Origin of the sequence: Paenibacillus sp. NRS-1760 (assembly GCF_050467785.1) — a bacterium.
Taxonomy (GTDB): domain Bacteria; phylum Bacillota; class Bacilli; order Paenibacillales; family Paenibacillaceae; genus Pristimantibacillus.
In genome coordinates, this window is record NZ_JBITPK010000003.1 from 1 (window position 1) to 16,741 (window position 16,741).

Genomic DNA, 16,741 nt, shown 5'->3' on the forward strand with positions numbered 1-16,741 from the left:
AACTAAAGCCTCAAAAAATTGCAGTATGATGCGACTGAATAAGAATGAGAGCGAATGTGTCCAAATTTAGGGGGTTAAACCGATTCTCCTGCTATATTCGTCAAATAGGCCCATTTGATGAGGATATGCTGAAAATAACAGGAGTTTTTCCATCTAGTGGCTTTGAGAGAAAGCGATCGTTTTAATTAAAGGGAGTATTTCCTGTTAAACGGCTCAGCAGCTGCCAAATTGCCTCATAGAGGAACGCCAAAAAACAAAGGAGCAGCCACCGCGGCTGCTCCTTTGTTTTGCGAATCTATTATTTGAACTTACACCCACCATTAATACTTCAGCTTCAATAAATTGCGTTCCGCAATGAAGGTTGTTGTATTAAACAGCAACAGGACATCCTCAATCCCGTTGGCCTCCATGTAGTCACTAATGTTGCCGTTATAATAACGAATGTCGATCACATGGATATCCTCCACATGTTGCGTCAGGAAAGGGAGGAAGCTGTGCGCATATGAATCTTTAATGACGAGCAGCTTCTTCATATCGGCTTGCTTCGGAGGAAGCTCGCTGTGAAGCGTCATTAAAGCGTGCACGCCGCCAAGAAAATACGAGTATTTATCCTTCTTTTCCAAATAGCTCGAATCAAACATGGTCGTCAAGGTTTTGTCCGTATCAGCGACATACATGTCTGTTTTAATACCGTTTTTAGCTTTGTAGGCTTCAATGGAATCAGGTGTTAAACCGCTGAACTGACCGCGAGTATGATAGCTGCCTAAAAAAGAGCTGGTAACGGTCTCGATGTCGAAATCCTTCTCGGCCATTGGCGTCCAGCCCATCTTCTCCGCGTAAGTAACATAGGCTAGATAGGCGCCATAAGTCGTCCAGTGGTGGTCTGTTTTGTAATAAAGCGGTCTGCTGCTGCCGGCTTCAGGCTCTAGAAATTCGAATCCGTCGATAAAGGACAAGCTCCCTTTAACCTGATCGGCAATAAAGCTGTTTACCTTCGTTTGCGGGTAAGCATCAGCCAGCCATGGCAGCCGTTCTGGATACAGGCCTATGGAGGTCGGAGCAAGCATAAAGGTGATGTTGGCGTTAGGATGGTTTTGTACAAACTTGTTCACCGCAGCAGTGTATTCATCTATATCTTTATAGTTCGGTTCATTAAATTTCTCGAACAAATAGCCGTCAGAGCCTTTGTAGATGCCGTTATTTTCCTGCTGCAGGCGAAGCTGCTCAAATACAGACTTCGTCCATACCCAGTTGGTTCGGAAAGGAAAATGATCGGTTACGTAGTTTTCCGTATCATCGGCAAACTTCTTAGACCAAAGATTATCCCAAGTCAGCTCAGGTGACTTCTGGAGCGTGCGATTCTCAACGTCCGAGAATGCTTGTACGGGCAGTAAAAAAAATAATAACGACATAGCAAATAGGACACCGACGAAGCCCCACACAAAAACGTGGTCCGTCTTCTTGCTCAAAACCGCCAGCCTCCTTTTACATTAAAAACGGAAGTAAAGAAATGGGTTAAACGTCGCATCAACCAAGTAAGCAACGGACATAAAGAACAATAAAGCATGCCAGCCAAGCTGTAAAACGGGTCGCGTACTTCTGTTTTCCTTGAGCTTGCGCTTAGGCAAGGATGCGAGCACTAATAATACGAGTAAAATCGCATTTGTATACAATAAATATAAAGTTTCATTATTCCATAATGGCTGGTCATTGGCGCCAAACATCGCAGCAAAGTAAGTACCCATATTACCTAAATCGTCAAAGGCAAAGAATACCCAGCCGATCAAAATAAGCAGCAGCGCATACACATGCCTAACCCAAGCTGGCATTCGCTGCAGCAGCTTTAGTCCAAACCATTTCTCGAACACAAGAACAACGCCGAAGTATAAGCCCCAAAGTAAAAAGTTCCAGCTGGCTCCATGCCAAATACCGGTCAGCAGCCATACGATCATAATGTTGCGAAGCTGTATCCATGGACCTTTGCGGTTGCCGCCAAGCGGTATGTACACGTAGTCCCGGAACCAGGTGCTGAGCGATATATGCCAGCGGCGCCAAAAATCAGTAATGCTTTGCGCCGTATAAGGACGTTTAAAGTTTTCGTTAAACCGAAAGCCAAACATCATGCCAAGCCCTATGGCCATATCGGAGTAACCACTGAAATCAAAATAAATTTGGAAGGCAAAGGCGATAATGCCGAGCCAAGCGGTCAAGGCAGGCATCGTATCTGCTCCTGTGCTTGATATCGTATTCCATAACAGTCCGATATTGTTTGCGAGCAGTACCTTTTTTGCTAAACCGATAATAAATCGTCTAACGCCTTCAGCGAACAGCTCGATGTTCACTGTGCGATGGCGCAATTGCTCCGCAATTGTAGAATATTGTACGATTGGTCCTGCGACCAATTGAGGGAACAAAGCGACAAACGTACCGAAATCAATCCAGTTGCGCTGTGCCTTTGCTGTACCTCTATAAACATCAATAATGTAGGACATCGATTGAAAAGTATAAAAGGAGATACCGATTGGCAACGCCAGTTCAGTTAATGGTATTTGTGTACCTAATAGTGCATTCACATTGTTAATGAGAAAATCAGCGTATTTAAAATAACCAAGCAAGGTTAAGTTTACGACGACAGAGGCGACGACAATCCATTTCCGCTGCAGGTTGCTCCGCTTCGGGTTGCTAAGAGCAAGTCCGAAGCTGTAGTCAGTAACCGTCGAGAGCAGCATAATTGCAATGTAAACGGGCTCGCCCCATGCGTAGAATATGAGGCTTGTGGCGAACAAAACAAAGTTTTTAATTCGCCACGGAGACACGAAATACAGCAGCAATACAGCAGGGAGAAATAGAAATAGGAAAAGTAGACTGCTGAATACCATATTGCTTATTTTTTAGCGAAGAAGGAATCGAATTCAGTTACAAATTTATCCGCTTGTTCAGAAATGACGAAAAAGACGTGATTGCCTTTCGCTACAAGCTTGTAGTTTTTGGCGTTTTCGTACTGATCTGGCAAATAAGTTTCAAACGATTTTTGAACATCCGCAGCACGTTTCTTGATTCCGTCCTCAACAGCAGCAATATCTTTAGCATCCTTCACTTTGAAAACAGCTATTTCATTTGTTTTAACATTCATTAATGGTGACATAATTGTATATTCTTCCAGAATAGATGGATCGAAGTAATACATTTGTTTCACCATGTCGCCTGTCATTTCTGCTAGCGCGGGTTGTTCAATTTTGGCCAACATGCCGTCAACCATCTCTTTTGTCGTTTTTGTTGTTACGAATTGCTCTTCTTTGTTGCCTGATGTATTAGAATTAGCTCCTGAATTTGAGTTCGAACCTGAGCATGCCGTCAGCACCAAACCTAAAGCAATGACAAGCATAAATGCAAAATATCTTTTTTTCATCGTAATCAATCTCCTCGGTGTCATTTTTGTTATCAAGTTTAAAAACGGAAAATATTAAGTTTATGTTGCAGGTTTAATTATTATGGTAAAAAATAACGTTAATAATTCATAAGATTATGATTATTTAATTTACGAGAAAAATGAGTGATTACGCGGAGTTTTTGCCATAGAGGAGAGGCTTGACCATGAAGCAGCAATGCTTTTTGATGTATCGATGGTCAAGCTCTCACAAAAAACGAGGTGGACAGAGTGGGCTCGAAAAATAGAAATTCAACTTGGAATGAATGCTGGGTGAACGCTCGGCACAAAAAGCAATTACGGAGTCTTCGAATTCGAATAAACGCGATCCTCGGAATTGCCGAGCACGAGCTCGCATTGGCCTGCTGCTGAAAGCTTGTCCAAATACGCTGCCACAGCAATGTAGATGCCAGGCTTGCCGGTAGACATTCGTGTATCTTGTACAAGCTTCTGTTCAATTAAGAAGTTAGAGATTGCTAATGTGCTGATACGTCCGTACTTGAGAGCATCATCAACGACACGCTGAGCCGGCTGTGACAAATAAAAGGGACTTGAAGTTTTGGCATTCGAGCTGCTTAGCTCAGATTCTCGCATTGCGGCAGCACCTAATTTTTTGCCAGCCTCCTCGAATGCAAACGCATCTTGGTTCACCGGAGGCTCATCGAACACAAACGCGCCTTGGCTCTCCTCAATCTCATCAAAGACGAATGCGCCTTGACTGTTTTCGATTTCATCAAATACAAATGCACCTTGGCCATCATTGGAATTGTCAAAGCTGAGTACGCCTTGTGTTACATCGTTATCTCCAAAATCGAAGGAGCCTTGCGAATGGTTTGGTGGGTCAACAGGCTGATTGCTGTTCTCCATGATGTCCTTGTCGGAACGGTAGTCGCTATGCAGGTTCGGGGTCTCCGGTATTTGCTGTTCATCGTCTTCTGAAGACGATTGATCATAGAAGGTTAAAGCGGCTGCTATACGCTTCTTCCTGCTTGCAAGGTCGAGCTCATGCAGTCTTCTGCGAATCCGAGACAGCTGTCTCTCCAGCAGCGGAAGATTGGCATCGATATGTGCTTGAATGTCGGCAGGTACTTCAAGCTCAGATGGCAGCGGCAAAAAAAGATGCTGATCGAGCTGCCAGCCATCTCTATATTTGCATAACATTTCATTCATCTCGCCATCGAGGATGTCGAAGCCTTTCATAATATCCGATATGGCTTTCGCATCAATTCCGGTATGCAGCTGTAAATGCTCGATACCGAAGTAGCGAATCGTATTGGTAGGGAGATGAAGCACCTGATGCTGGTAGCGCAAGGATCGGCCGCATTCACATTTTGTATGAGGAGACACTTCGCCGCTATCGGTGAACCCGATATAGTCCCATTCCTCAATAAACGATTCAATATCCTCGAATTCAGCGTCCTCGGGAATGAACTGGCATTTTTTTCGGGCAAGCTGTCGTGCGAACAACGTTCTTCTGCCTCTAACGAGCTCATGGTGCAAAAAATGACGCTGCTCCTCCGTGAGCGTTCCCATTATGTTATCGCGCTGCTCCAGCGACATCTCGTATTTCATAACACACCTCTATTCCGTCTAAAAAGGGAGTGAAGTCCCCCTTTATTGCATACTTTATTTAATCACATTATAGATGGGGGAGCACAAGAAGTCATTAGCGATGCCAAACAATACAACTCATTACCCGTTTTTTCATAATGTTCAATCCGCCTCCTTAAGATTTGTTGCTTAAAAAACGAATTCGTCCTATCAGGATTTGAAGGTGTATAATATAAAGAAGCTGAGGTTGTATAGATTTTATTTCATAATAAAGGCAGGTCCTCATACTTATGTCCAGCAAAAAAGAGAAAATTGAAGCTCCTAAAATATCAAGCGAATTGCAATCTTTAGACGTTCCTGATTACGAATGGGCGGATGAGATTGAGATTAGCGACAGCATCATTCAAGACAGCGGTGTTCATAATCAATCGGCTTATAAGCCTTGTTTTGATCGAGTGGTGTTTAATAACGTATCGTTTCGGGCGACAAGCCTGCGAAAAGCGGAATTTACCGATGTTCGTTTTGACAACTGCGATTTATCAAATATCGATCTAAGTGAAGCGGTATTTCATCGAGTCTCATTCCTTAATTGCAAGCTGCTTGGCATGGATTTGACAGGCTCGATGCTGCGCAACGTAAGGTTCGAGCAATGTGTGGCGGATTATGCGGTACTGCGCTTCACCAATGCCAAAGGCGTTAAATTCGAAAAAAGCTCGTTAGCCAAAGCGGACATGTCCAATATGACATTAGCTAATTTCTTTCTGCATGAAACAAATATCGATCAAGCGCAGCTTTCACAGACGAAGCTTGGCGGCATCGATATTAGCAGCTGTGAATTTAACAGCTTAGGCGCTTCGCTTGAGGATTTGCGGCGCTGCATCATCTCGCCTGCACAGGCGATTACAATGGCGACGATTTTTGGGCTTGTTGTGAATGATGGAACATAATGGCAAGCAGTATACCAACGCCTAAATGGTAACAAAGAAGACCACTGCGTACGAGCAGTGGTCTTTTTTTGCATGGAAATGATTTACTTATATATCGTGACGTGATATAATCGCGTTATGCTATATCGAGATGCGATATAGCATAGGGTGATATACACTTTCGGTAGTTCCACACAAAAGGAGCCGAGTCACAATGGAGAAATTACTTCGCAATTATTTGCCAATGTCGGAAACGGCTTTTTATATTTTGCTGTCGCTTATAGAGACTCGTCATGGTTACGGGATCATGCAGCATGTAGATGAACTAACGAACAATAGAATTCATTTAGGGGCCGGGACTTTGTACGGAAGCCTGTCGCGCATGGAAAAAGACAGCTTAATTGAAGTTGTGCTTGAAGAGGATAGGCGTAAATTTTATCGCATCACGGATGACGGTAAAACCTTGCTCAAACTAGAAATGAACCGGATCGGAGAGCTGTATCATAATAGTTTAAAAGTGGAGGGGAAACTTCATGAATAACGAGAAACGGGTGACGAAATGGTGGGTAAGCTGGGATTCGGAAAAAATAGAGAGATGGCTTGAGCAAGAGGAGGCTGAAGGATGGCATCTGAGGAAAGTAAGCGGCAATGTCGTTCGTTTCCATTTCCAGAAGGGTGAGACTAGAAAGCTAAGATATTGCCTCGACTATCAGATGAACAACGACCCAAACTATGTGCAGCTGTTTAAAGAAGCAGGCTGGGAGCTCGTATATTCCGGCACAGGCTGGTTTATTTGGCGAATGCCCTACAGTGAGGTGCGGCCTGAAATCTACTCCGATCTGGACTCTCTAATTGATCGCAACAAAAGAATTTTGTCTCTGCTTTCAGTCGTATTATTCGCACAGTTTCCCATTATACTGATTAACATTTTTCCGTTACAAATGTTCAACCCATGGTCATTAATCATTTTAGGTTTGTATATGATCGTTGTTGGGTTGTTTGTTTATGGTATTATTCGTATCGTTTCCAATAATCGAAGGCTTATCAAGAGACGAGATTTGCATAAATAGCACAGAAGTAGAGGCTGCCCACGGGCAGTCTCTTTTCTTTTTTCACATGTGTGCACACCGTTTTGAGCAGGTGAAAAAATCAAACCTGAGTGAACATAAACGCTTCATTTTCGGAAGAATTAGGCGGTCTAATGGAAGTTCATTGCTGTCTAAATTGTTCAGTTGAAGAGACGGTACACCTAGGCTAACATTCATGGAGACGTTCTAAGCAGCATGATCTGCAAACGCATACATAAAGAGCGGATACCCAAACTAAAGGAGGAATTCAATTGTTGAAAAGAAAGAAATGGCTGTCTTTGGCGCTATGCTTCTCTCTATTAGCAAGTTTTCTAACCTCGCTTGCCCCTGTAAACGCAGCAAGTGAAGGGCTAGAGGAAGCTTTAGCTGTCACCGACGATTTTACAGAGCAGGAGCTGAAGGATAACGATTATATTTTATATTTCGTTAATGCAGGTGATTCAACCCCGAAGACGGTTGAAGGGAACGACAAGCTGGGCTTGTATAGCTCGATTACGGAGCAGGTATATGGAATTGATCCCCTAACGTCTAAATCATGGGGCTTGGTGACGACAACGAGCGGCACAAACGTCTGGGATGCAACGACCAAATCCGGATCGTTAAGATATTATAACGGTACGCAGGTTAGAGATAAGGCACTGGCTTATGACTTTGAGCTGCCAACAGGCGAATATGACGTGACCTTTGGCTTTAATAATCCGTGGAGCGGAAGAAGCGTGAACTTGCTGCTGGAAGGGAATAACGTTTCTGGCGGTGATTTTGCAATTGGCGGTGAAGGGGCTGAAAAATCGGTTACTTATCGCAAAATCAGCGTTACCGATGGGATGTTAAACGTAAGGATACAAGGGCCGGCAACAGCTGCGCTCTCAAACTATAACGATCCACTCGTTAATTATCTCATCATTAGACAGAACAGAACGGTTCCACTTTCTGATTTAGATGACAAGATTGCAGCAGCAAGAGCTGAAGCAGCAAACACGAAATATACGCCATTCAGTCTCGCAGTACTGAACGAGGTCATTCAAGAGAGTGATTCCATTCTGCAATCGCTAGTGGGCAGCGGTGCGGATATTACGGATCTCGCAATTCAGGAGCAGATTATTTCGGCTATCGCAGCATTATCAAAGGCGATATCAGAGCTGGCAGTTAAAGAGACATACAATTCTTTTAAACCCGGTGCGGTTTGGAGAGATACGAACGGAGCGCTCATTCAAGCGCACGGCGCTGGCATGATGTTTGATGAGAATACACAAACCTATTACTGGTACGGCGAGGATAAAACCTATGGTTATTTGCCTGCCAGAGGGGTAAGGGTTTACGCGTCCAAGGATTTGTACAACTGGGAGGATCATGGACTCGCCCTGACAGCGATCGGTTCCATAGATGACTTTGAGAATGATCCGCTTATTTCAGAGCTATATGCTGGTCGGACAGATCAAGCTGATATTTTGAACGACATCGGTACGGACCGCATCATTGAGCGTCCTAAAGTCATTTATAACGATCACACAAAAAAATATGTGATGTGGATGCACACGGATGGCCCAAGTGCGACATCGACAGCCAACTATGCGAAAGCAGAAGCCGGTTATGCGCTTAGTGACTCTCCGCTCGGTCCTTTTGTCTATCAGGAGAGCCACCGCATGGACCAAGCGCCTAAGGGAGCAACGGATAACGGCCAGCCAAACCAGCCAGGCATGGCTCGGGATATGACGTTATTCAAGGATGACGACGGCACCGGTTATTTGATTTATTCGAGTGAAGAAAATTTAACGATGTACATCTCCAAGCTCAATGATTCGTATACAGATGTTGTTGGTTGGCATAAAGACGGCAACGAGGAGCGAGATACGGAGTACAAGGGAGTGCATGGCGAGGACTATGTGCGCGTATTCCCGCTAGCTCAGCGCGAGGCACCAGCACTATTTAAGTACCAAGGGAAATATTACATGATTTCATCCGGTGCGACGGGCTGGGCTCCGAACGTGGGCAAATATACGGTTGCCGACAGCATGATGGGACCGTGGAAAACGATGCGCGATGTTGCGCCTGGAAGCTCAACGACCTATGGCTCGCAGAGCACTCAAGTGATTACAGTAGACGCGGCTGCGGGGAAATTCATCTATATGGGTGACCGCTGGAATCAAAACGATCTTGCGAATTCCCGCTATATTTGGCTGCCGATTGAATTTGGTCAAAATGATGAAATTGCCCTTCAATGGCATGATGAGTGGTCGCTTGATTTGCTCGACAGCATGGGGAAGGTGACATTAAATACTCCGCTTCCTGCAAGTACAACAATTGGCAAAGCGCCAGCACTTCCGACTACTGTACAAGTGACCTTATCGGATGGAACGGTGAAGGATACGCCGATGAGCTGGAGCATAAATGAAGCGTCATTTAAAATTCCGGGGACGGTGCGCGTCAGCGGCAAGCTGACTGAGCTCTCCAATAAAATAATCGAACATCAGATGTATGTCATTCCAGAGGGCAGCGCTTATTTTGTTCATGCAGGCGGTGCGGAAACGTCAGATTATAAAGATATTACTCAATTGATTGGCGAAGAGCATTTGCTAAACGGAAACGTTATCGATCAGAAATACGATCCGGCGAACAATCAAACTTGGGGTTATATCGGAGACAATACGCTGACATCCGGTACGAACAGCGGCAATATTTTTGATGGATTGCGTTATTTGAAAAGCAATGCTGGCAATGATCTCTCGTACCGTTTCGACATCGATAATGGAAGCTACGATGTTTATGTAGGCTTGTACGACCCGTGGTCCCAGTATTCAAACGGCAAACGGATTGCTGATATTTTGCTGAACGGAACGGTGAAAACAAGCGGGTATGTTTTCTCCTCAGCAAAAGATGTGCTTAGCTATGGCAATGTAGCCGTTGATAACGGAAAGCTGGAGCTGACGGTGCATCGAGCGGCGAATGCAGGTGCAACCAGTTCCGATCCGCAAATTAGCTGGATTATGATAACGGATAGCAAAGGCGATGTTGTTGAGACTCCTGCAGAGCTGATTGTCCATTATGACATGAGCAAGCTGGAAGGTACTTCGGTCATTGACCAGACTGGCAAATACAATGGCACATGGATTAACCCTGCCAACGCGGAGTGGATTAAGACAGATGCAGCCGGAGCCATCAGCTTTGCAGGCGGCAATACAAGCTCTTATATTGAAATGCCGCAGGGTATTTTGGATGGGCTGACGGATGTCACGGTATCTGCCCTTGTCAATTGGAAAGGCAAGAACAGTGCAGAATGGCTGTTTGCGCTTGGACAAGGCGATACACATTATTTGTATGTGACGCCAAAATATAATGCAGACAGCACGGCGCGGCTCGGTATCGCAACGAATGGCTGGCGCAATGAAGTGGCGACGAAAGCGCCGCTGCTCCAATCAGATGATTGGAAGCTCGTTACGGCAGTAATGTCGGGTACAGAAAACAAGCTGTCGCTGTATGTAGACGGCCAGCTAGTCTCATCTGGTAATGCTGGCGGCTTTACTCTCGATCAAATTAACAATAAAAACGGCATCAGCGGTATTATTGGAAAATCCTTTTATGCGGGAGATGCTTATTTTGGCGGTATGATCGCAGACTTCCAAATCTATAATGGCGCACTTCCTGCCTCTGAAGTGAGCGAGCTTCATGTGGCGGCAAATGAGAAGCTGTCAAGCATGGAGGTGCTGCTGCTACAACATGCTGCCGATCAATTAGATGACCTGAGCTTCCTTGGGGAGAATAGCAGCAAGGATGCAGTGCTGACGGATCTTGAGCTGCCAACGACTGGATTGCATGGAGCAACCATTACATGGCAATCAGATAATGAGTCAATCATTAGTAATAGCGGTACTGTTGCACGGCCTGTTTTTGAAAATGGAGATGAAATTGTAACACTGACCGCTGTTCTATCAGATGGAAAATCGACTGTATCAAGAACGTTCACGTTCACTGTGTTGAAGCAGCTGGATACGGCTGTTCATGTAACAGGAGTTACGGTGAACAAGGATGTGGTTACGCTGAAGGAAGAAGAGCAGCTGCAACTGAATGCAGAAGTTGCACCGCTGAATGCGGATAATAAAGCCGTGTTATGGTCCAGCGATGCAGCAGCCATTGCATCAGTCGATACAAACGGCATTGTTACAGCTCTAAAAGAAGGAACAGCTACCCTTACGGTTGTGACGGTAGACGGCGGATTTACAGCTAAGGTTGTCGTAACGGTGGAGAAAAAGAAGGACACTGGCGTAGAGCCTAGCCCAACTCCAGATCCAACACCAAGCCCTAGCCCGGACCCTACACCAAGTCCGAGTCCAGATCCAACGCCTAGTCCGACGCCAAACCCTGGAACGAACCCAACACCAAGTCCGGCTCCAACACCGAGCCCAGATCCAGAGCCGCATTTCAAAGATACAGCAGGGCACTGGGCAGCAGCATCGATTAACAAGCTGTCAGACCAAAACATTTTGGGCGGTTTTCCAGATGGCAGCTTTAAGCCTAATCAGGAAATGAGCAGAGCGGAATTTTCAGCTGTTATTTACAGATTGTTAGGCCTCAAAGCAGAAAGCAGTGAATCTGGCTTCGGAGATATTACGCCGACGGCTTGGTATAGTAAATATGTGAATGGCTTGTATGCCGCTGGAATTATAACTGGTTTCGATGATGGCAGCTTCAAGCCGAATCAGGAAATGACGAGAGAGGAAGCATTCGTTATTTTGTATAGAGCGGTTAAAGGCCAAATGATCGTTGCCTCCGGAGCGGCAAAACCATCCTTTGCGGATGAGCCCAGCGTGTCCAACTGGGCCAAAGAAGCGATAGCAGCATTAACGGAAGCGGGTATCATTAAAGGTTATGAGGATGGTTCAATCAGGCCAAAGGAAAAGATTACACGCGCCGAGATTGCATCGATTGTAGCAAACTTCGTCAAATAGCAGGTTTAACGCGAGACATCCCAAAATAAGGGATGTCTTTCGTTTATTTAAATATAAGGCAGTATATTTTTTTCTAAAGAACGCCGAATGCGTTTTAGCTTGTTAGACGATAAAAATGATATACTGTTGTGAAAACAATCGATTATTATGGAAAACGATGATATGATTTAGATAACGAAATTTGACGATAATTGTGCGCATGTAGGAGGCTATTTACAGATGGAGTACATTAGTACAAGAGGAAATGTTGGCAAAATAGGGTTTATCGATGCGTTTATGATGGGCTTAGGCAACGATGGAGGACTGCTTGTTCCGAGCGAAATTCCAGTTATTTCAGCTGAAACATTAAAGGAATGGCAGAATCTTAGCTATCAAGAGCTTGTACTTGCTATATTCTCGCATTTTACGAATGATGAGATTCCAGCACAGGATTTGAAGGATATGGTGTACGCGAGCTATGCTGCTTTCCGTGACCCGGAAGTAACGCCTGTCCGCAAGCTGAAGGATGATCTTTATTTGCTGGAGCTGTTCCACGGTCCTACCTTTGCATTTAAAGATATCGCGCTTCAGTTCATGGGCCAGCTTTATACGTATGTTGCAGCGAAGCAAAATAAAAAAATTCATATACTCGGTGCTACTTCCGGCGATACAGGAGCTTCAGCAATCGAGGGCGTTAAAGGCAAAGACGGCATCAAGATTTGTATTCTACATCCACATGGCAAAGTAAGTAAAGTACAAGAGCTGCAAATGACGACGGTTCAGGACGACAATGTACTGAATCTATCTGTAGATGGCAACTTCGACGATTGCCAGCGCATGATTAAGGATTTGTTCGCTGACCTTGATTTTAAAGCTAACAATCAGCTTGCGGCGATCAACTCCATCAACTTTGTTCGAATCTTGGCACAGACGGTTTACTATTTCTATGCCTACTTCCAAGTGGCGAAGCAGACGGATGCGAAGCAGGTTAACTTTAGCGTACCGACAGGCAACTTCGGTGATATTTTTGCAGGTTACCTAGCGAAGCGTATGGGACTTCCTGTAGGCAAGCTCATTCTAGCTACGAATGAGAACAATATTTTGGAGCGCTTTATTCTTGAGGGCGTGTACAAGCCGGGCGACTTCCGCAGCACGTACAGCCCATCGATGGACATTCAAGTAGCCAGCAACTTTGAGCGTTACTTGTATTATGTGCTTGGCGAGGATGCTGCTCAAATTCGCAGTCTGATGGATCAGTTCAAAGCCGAAGGACAAATCGTCATTTCCGGCGATGCGCTGAGCAGAGTGCAAGCCGAGTTTGGCGCGCATGGCGTACAAGGCCAAGAGTGCCTGAGCACGATTAAGAAATATGAAGCGGAAAACGGCTACCTGCTTGATCCGCATTCAGCTTGCGGCGTCGCTGCGGCTGATAAATACAGCAATGAACAAGGAATCACGATCTCGCTTGCGACGGCTCATCCGGCTAAGTTCAACGAAGCCATCGAGCTTTGCGGCATCGAGCAGCAATTCCCTGAGCAAATCGCTTCACTGTTCAACAAAGAACAGCGTCAGACTCGCGTAGACGGATCGCTTGCAGCGGTCGTTAGCGAATTAGAAGCATTTTATAACGCATAATCATTCATGCTTGGATACGATGGAAAAGGCAGCAGCTAGAGGAGAAATCCTTTCGCTGCTGCCTTTTTTCTATTGGAACCTACATTTAGGCTCGTTTAAGTATATTTCGGAGCACAGAAGTGATCAGCTTATGATCTTGATCATCCGGCAATCCGGATACAGCAATGGTTCCGATTACCCCGAACCCTCGAGCGTAGATGGGATACGCTCCGTTATAAGGAGCATAGAGCGAAGGGGATAACGAAAAACGCTCGGCAAGCGTTGTACCGGCAGCGCGCAACTCGATTTCCATACGATAGGAGCTGACTCCAAAACGATTGACGACGCGTGCTTTTCGCGTGACCCAGTCATCATTGTCTGCCGAGGTGCCCGGAAAAGCATAGTGAAACAGCAGTTGTTCGCCTTTTCGAATATCAATCGTTACCGGCTTGTTCTCCGATTTGGCCTGCTCAATGAGCCCAAGTCCGACTTGCAGCGCGGTTTCGTTCGTGAAGGAGTCGAATTGCAGCTCCTCTTCCTCGCGCTTCAATTCCTCTAGGAGTTGTTCGTGATTCATTATGCCGATCTCCTTTACAGCGATATATTAAGCTCTGAAGCCGTCTTGCATATGTACTCCCGAGCTTGCTGATACTGCTCATTGGTGGATAGGTGCTCGATAATGAGCGTCGTATCCGGGTGCAGCTTGTTCAGCTCGGTAAGAAATGTCCGGTAATCAAGCACACCTTGACCTGGGATGACCTCATCCATATGAACGGTCAATTGGCCGCGCAGCAAAATATCCTTCGCATGGCAATTCCGAATATATGGCCCAAGCTTTGCAAAAAAATCACGGATGATCTCGCCATTTTGGTAATAGGCCCGAGGGCTGCTAATGATATTGACGGGATCGAAGTGTACGCCAAAGCCTTTGCGATCGATCGCTTTGATCAAGGAAAGATAGGAGTCAGCCGAATCTGGGAATACCCACGGCATCATTTCCAAGGCAAATACGGTTCTTTCTGGTTTAACCGCATCGATAATTTCACGTGTCGTCTCTACAATGAGCTCAAAGGTTTCATCGCTGAAATTGTCTAGATCGGGTCCGTCCCATTGTTCGCCGCGTGACCCGGCAATGTTTACGCAGCACTGCGCAGCCATCCGTTCTGCAAGTTCCAGACGCTGCATGCAGTATGCAATCGCTTTGCGCCTTGTTTCCTCATTTCGGCTAATGGGGTTGCTCCATGCGCCGACCTCGGAAATCAGAATATCATGTTTTGCTGCTGCGGCTAAGTAATCATCCAGCTCGCTAATATCTTCATTGCCGTCTATGGGGCAGGTTGTTGCGCGGAAGCCCGCTTGTATAAGTGCATTTGACCAACTTTCAGGATTTTTATTTTCTAGAAAAACCTGACCTCCAAGCCTCATCGAAACCCCGTCCTTTGTTCGAATATTTTCTCGCTGGCAGGAATAACTTATGTTGAGCAAAGTATAACATAAACACGTGTTTATACAAGATCAATCTTTTGATAAGAATGAGCACTTTGAAAAAATAAAATTTTGTTGCTGCAAAGGGAATGACAGCCAATTTATGAAATGTATGTGATAATGGCATAAACATGCGTTCATGAAAGAGGCTAGCAACAATTGAAAAAGGCAGACATAAATAGTGTAGAGGTCGCCCGACAATATCAGTATAGAGAAGAATGCTTAGTTACTGACTAGGAACTTTCTGAAGAAATTCTGAATATTACTAAGCTTTTTTTAAAGAAAGAAATGCTCGCCTAATTCAAAGGCGAGCATTTCTTTTAGATTATTTAATTAAGGTACCTTTAGAATTCCTGTAAATTGACTAGGTGCAACTCTATTTTTCAATTATAAGTCTAATTAAAAAATGTATATGTTCAACTGGTGGATTAACTTCATGTCACAACATATTAGAATTCATCATCTGCAAACGTATTAAAGATAACCATGTCATTTAATAAAATAATCTAGTGTCCCGTGGTTTATGGAAATTGAACCAATGGACGTAATCATGGGGTTCGATGTCAAACTGTTCTTCCGCGAGGAAATGCGCATGGTTAGCGAAATCCGTCTTAAAGATACAGCGAGCTACTCGTTCTATGGATCTGTTCATCCTCTATGTCTCATAGGTTCATGACGAGCCCCAGCCGTTTAATCCTTCTTGCTCAGAGAGATGTACTGATCCTCGGAAGTGCCGAAAGGAGTGTGCAGTAGCGCGCTCATCAAGCCGAAAGCGACCTCGGACTTGGAACGAGTGAAAACGAACTTTGTGACCTGCTCGGGAAGGAGTTCCGGGCATTCCGAGGTGCAGACGACGACAAGGTTCTCCGGGCTCAGGTACTTCAGTACCTGCAAGGCCAAAAATTCGTTGAAGACGACGAGAGGCTTGTTCTCGTGCTGCTGGATAAATTGCTTGAGCGACTCTTCGTCGCTGGTGGCCGCAAATACGAGCGATTCGTCCAATCCCGAGGCGGATCGAATGATTTCGTGATACCGCTCGTTCGACATGTGTTCGTGAATGAGTGCATAAGGCTGTCCGGCCGGCAATGACGAGTTCAGATCACTGAACAATCGTTGGAAATCAGGATTGACTTGCCGGAACAAGGAATCGTCGATCAAGCTGTCCACGATAACCAACGGCGAGCCGTATTGCAGATTCCTCGATATCGCATGGAAGGATTGGGCCATAGCGTCAATCAGAAAGACGCCATCCAGCTTGCGCTCGGCAATGATCTCGAAATTGGGTTTGGCCGGATCAATTTGGGATACAAGGAGATGATAGCTCTTCTCCCGGCATCGGCGCTCTAATCCGTCAAGGAAAGCTCCGTAGCTGACCGGCTTTGGAATGCGGGCGTCTCCGGTGCTGACGAACAGCACGCCGAGGACGTTGGTTTTACCCAGTGAGAGCGACTTCGCCGTCAAATTTTGAACGTAATGAAGCTTGCTCGCTGCCGTAAAGACCCGCTGCCGCGTCTCTTCTGGAATCGTCTGGGTGCTCACGTAATTAAGGACATAGCTTACGGTGGCGACGGAGACGCCGGCTTCTTTGGCTACGTCGCGAAGTGTCGTTTTTTTCATCGTATCAGTAACCGCCTCGTTAGGATCAAAAGTTTAGATAATCATAAGTCCGAACTTGGAAGGATGTCAAACTTGCCGTTGACAAGCCACGGGAAACGCCCTATACTGAAG

General features: G+C 45.5%; 13 protein-coding genes. 5 read left to right on the top strand and 8 right to left on the bottom strand.

Features of this window, described 5'->3' with window-relative positions:
- Window positions 1-320: 320 nt before the first annotated feature.
- The 4 genes from ACIFSR_RS00315 to ACIFSR_RS00330 all read right to left on the bottom strand — a co-directional run bounded on the left by ACIFSR_RS00315 (window position 321) and on the right by ACIFSR_RS00330 (window position 4,999).
- Complete coding sequence (locus ACIFSR_RS00315) at window positions 321-1,469, bottom strand: DHHW family protein (RefSeq protein ID WP_430053968.1); 1,149 nt, start codon at window positions 1,467-1,469, stop codon at window positions 321-323.
- Between the two features lie 21 nt (window positions 1,470-1,490).
- Window positions 1,491-2,879 carry an MBOAT family O-acyltransferase gene (locus ACIFSR_RS00320; protein ID WP_430053971.1) on the bottom strand — a complete coding sequence of 463 codons (1,389 nt, stop codon included), beginning with the start codon at window positions 2,877-2,879 and terminating at the stop codon, window positions 1,491-1,493.
- 5 nt (window positions 2,880-2,884) lie between these two features.
- Window positions 2,885-3,409, bottom strand: coding sequence for a DUF4358 domain-containing protein (locus ACIFSR_RS00325; RefSeq protein WP_076267328.1), 525 nt, complete (start codon window positions 3,407-3,409; stop codon window positions 2,885-2,887).
- Between the two features lie 315 nt (window positions 3,410-3,724).
- Entirely contained in the window at window positions 3,725-4,999 is a 1,275-nt protein-coding gene (locus ACIFSR_RS00330) for a DUF3895 domain-containing protein (RefSeq protein WP_430053974.1), read from the bottom strand.
- Between the two features lie 269 nt (window positions 5,000-5,268).
- On the opposite strand from ACIFSR_RS00330, the gene ACIFSR_RS00335 reads away from it, so the two are divergent.
- From ACIFSR_RS00335 to thrC, 5 genes are all read left to right on the top strand, one after another.
- Window positions 5,269-5,925, top strand: a complete 657-nt coding sequence (locus ACIFSR_RS00335) for a pentapeptide repeat-containing protein (protein ID WP_430053977.1) — start codon at window positions 5,269-5,271, stop codon at window positions 5,923-5,925.
- A gap of 193 nt (window positions 5,926-6,118) precedes the next feature.
- The gene (locus ACIFSR_RS00340; RefSeq protein ID WP_339205035.1) at window positions 6,119-6,445 is read left to right on the top strand and encodes a PadR family transcriptional regulator; all 327 of its coding nucleotides are present in this window, start codon (window positions 6,119-6,121) and stop codon (window positions 6,443-6,445) included.
- Window positions 6,438-6,974: a DUF2812 domain-containing protein gene (locus tag ACIFSR_RS00345; protein ID WP_430053980.1), complete on the top strand. Its 537-nt coding sequence runs from the start codon at window positions 6,438-6,440 to the stop codon at window positions 6,972-6,974. Before ACIFSR_RS00340 ends, ACIFSR_RS00345 begins: the two co-directional genes overlap by 8 nt.
- Window positions 6,975-7,243: 269 nt before the next feature.
- On the top strand, window positions 7,244-11,935 hold the full coding sequence (locus ACIFSR_RS00350) for an S-layer homology domain-containing protein (protein WP_430053983.1): 4,692 nt from the start codon (window positions 7,244-7,246) through the stop codon (window positions 11,933-11,935).
- A 219-nt stretch (window positions 11,936-12,154) separates the two neighbouring features.
- On the top strand, window positions 12,155-13,549 hold the full coding sequence (thrC, locus tag ACIFSR_RS00355) for a threonine synthase (protein WP_430053985.1): 1,395 nt from the start codon (window positions 12,155-12,157) through the stop codon (window positions 13,547-13,549).
- Between the two features lie 85 nt (window positions 13,550-13,634).
- On the opposite strand, the gene ACIFSR_RS00360 is transcribed toward thrC, so the two are convergent.
- The 4 genes from ACIFSR_RS00360 to ACIFSR_RS00375 form a co-directional block, all read right to left on the bottom strand.
- Window positions 13,635-14,105 (bottom strand): heme-degrading domain-containing protein, encoded by a 471-nt coding sequence (locus tag ACIFSR_RS00360; RefSeq protein ID WP_430053987.1) that lies wholly within the window; start codon window positions 14,103-14,105, stop codon window positions 13,635-13,637.
- 14 nt (window positions 14,106-14,119) lie between these two features.
- Window positions 14,120-14,953, bottom strand: a complete 834-nt coding sequence (locus ACIFSR_RS00365; RefSeq protein WP_430053989.1) for a sugar phosphate isomerase/epimerase family protein — start codon at window positions 14,951-14,953, stop codon at window positions 14,120-14,122.
- A gap of 553 nt (window positions 14,954-15,506) precedes the next feature.
- Window positions 15,507-15,665, bottom strand: coding sequence for an IS3 family transposase (locus ACIFSR_RS00370; RefSeq protein WP_430053991.1), 159 nt, complete (start codon window positions 15,663-15,665; stop codon window positions 15,507-15,509).
- A 38-nt stretch (window positions 15,666-15,703) separates the two neighbouring features.
- The gene (locus ACIFSR_RS00375) at window positions 15,704-16,630 is read right to left on the bottom strand and encodes a LacI family DNA-binding transcriptional regulator (RefSeq protein ID WP_430053993.1); all 927 of its coding nucleotides are present in this window, start codon (window positions 16,628-16,630) and stop codon (window positions 15,704-15,706) included.
- Between the last annotated feature and the right edge of the window lie 111 nt (window positions 16,631-16,741).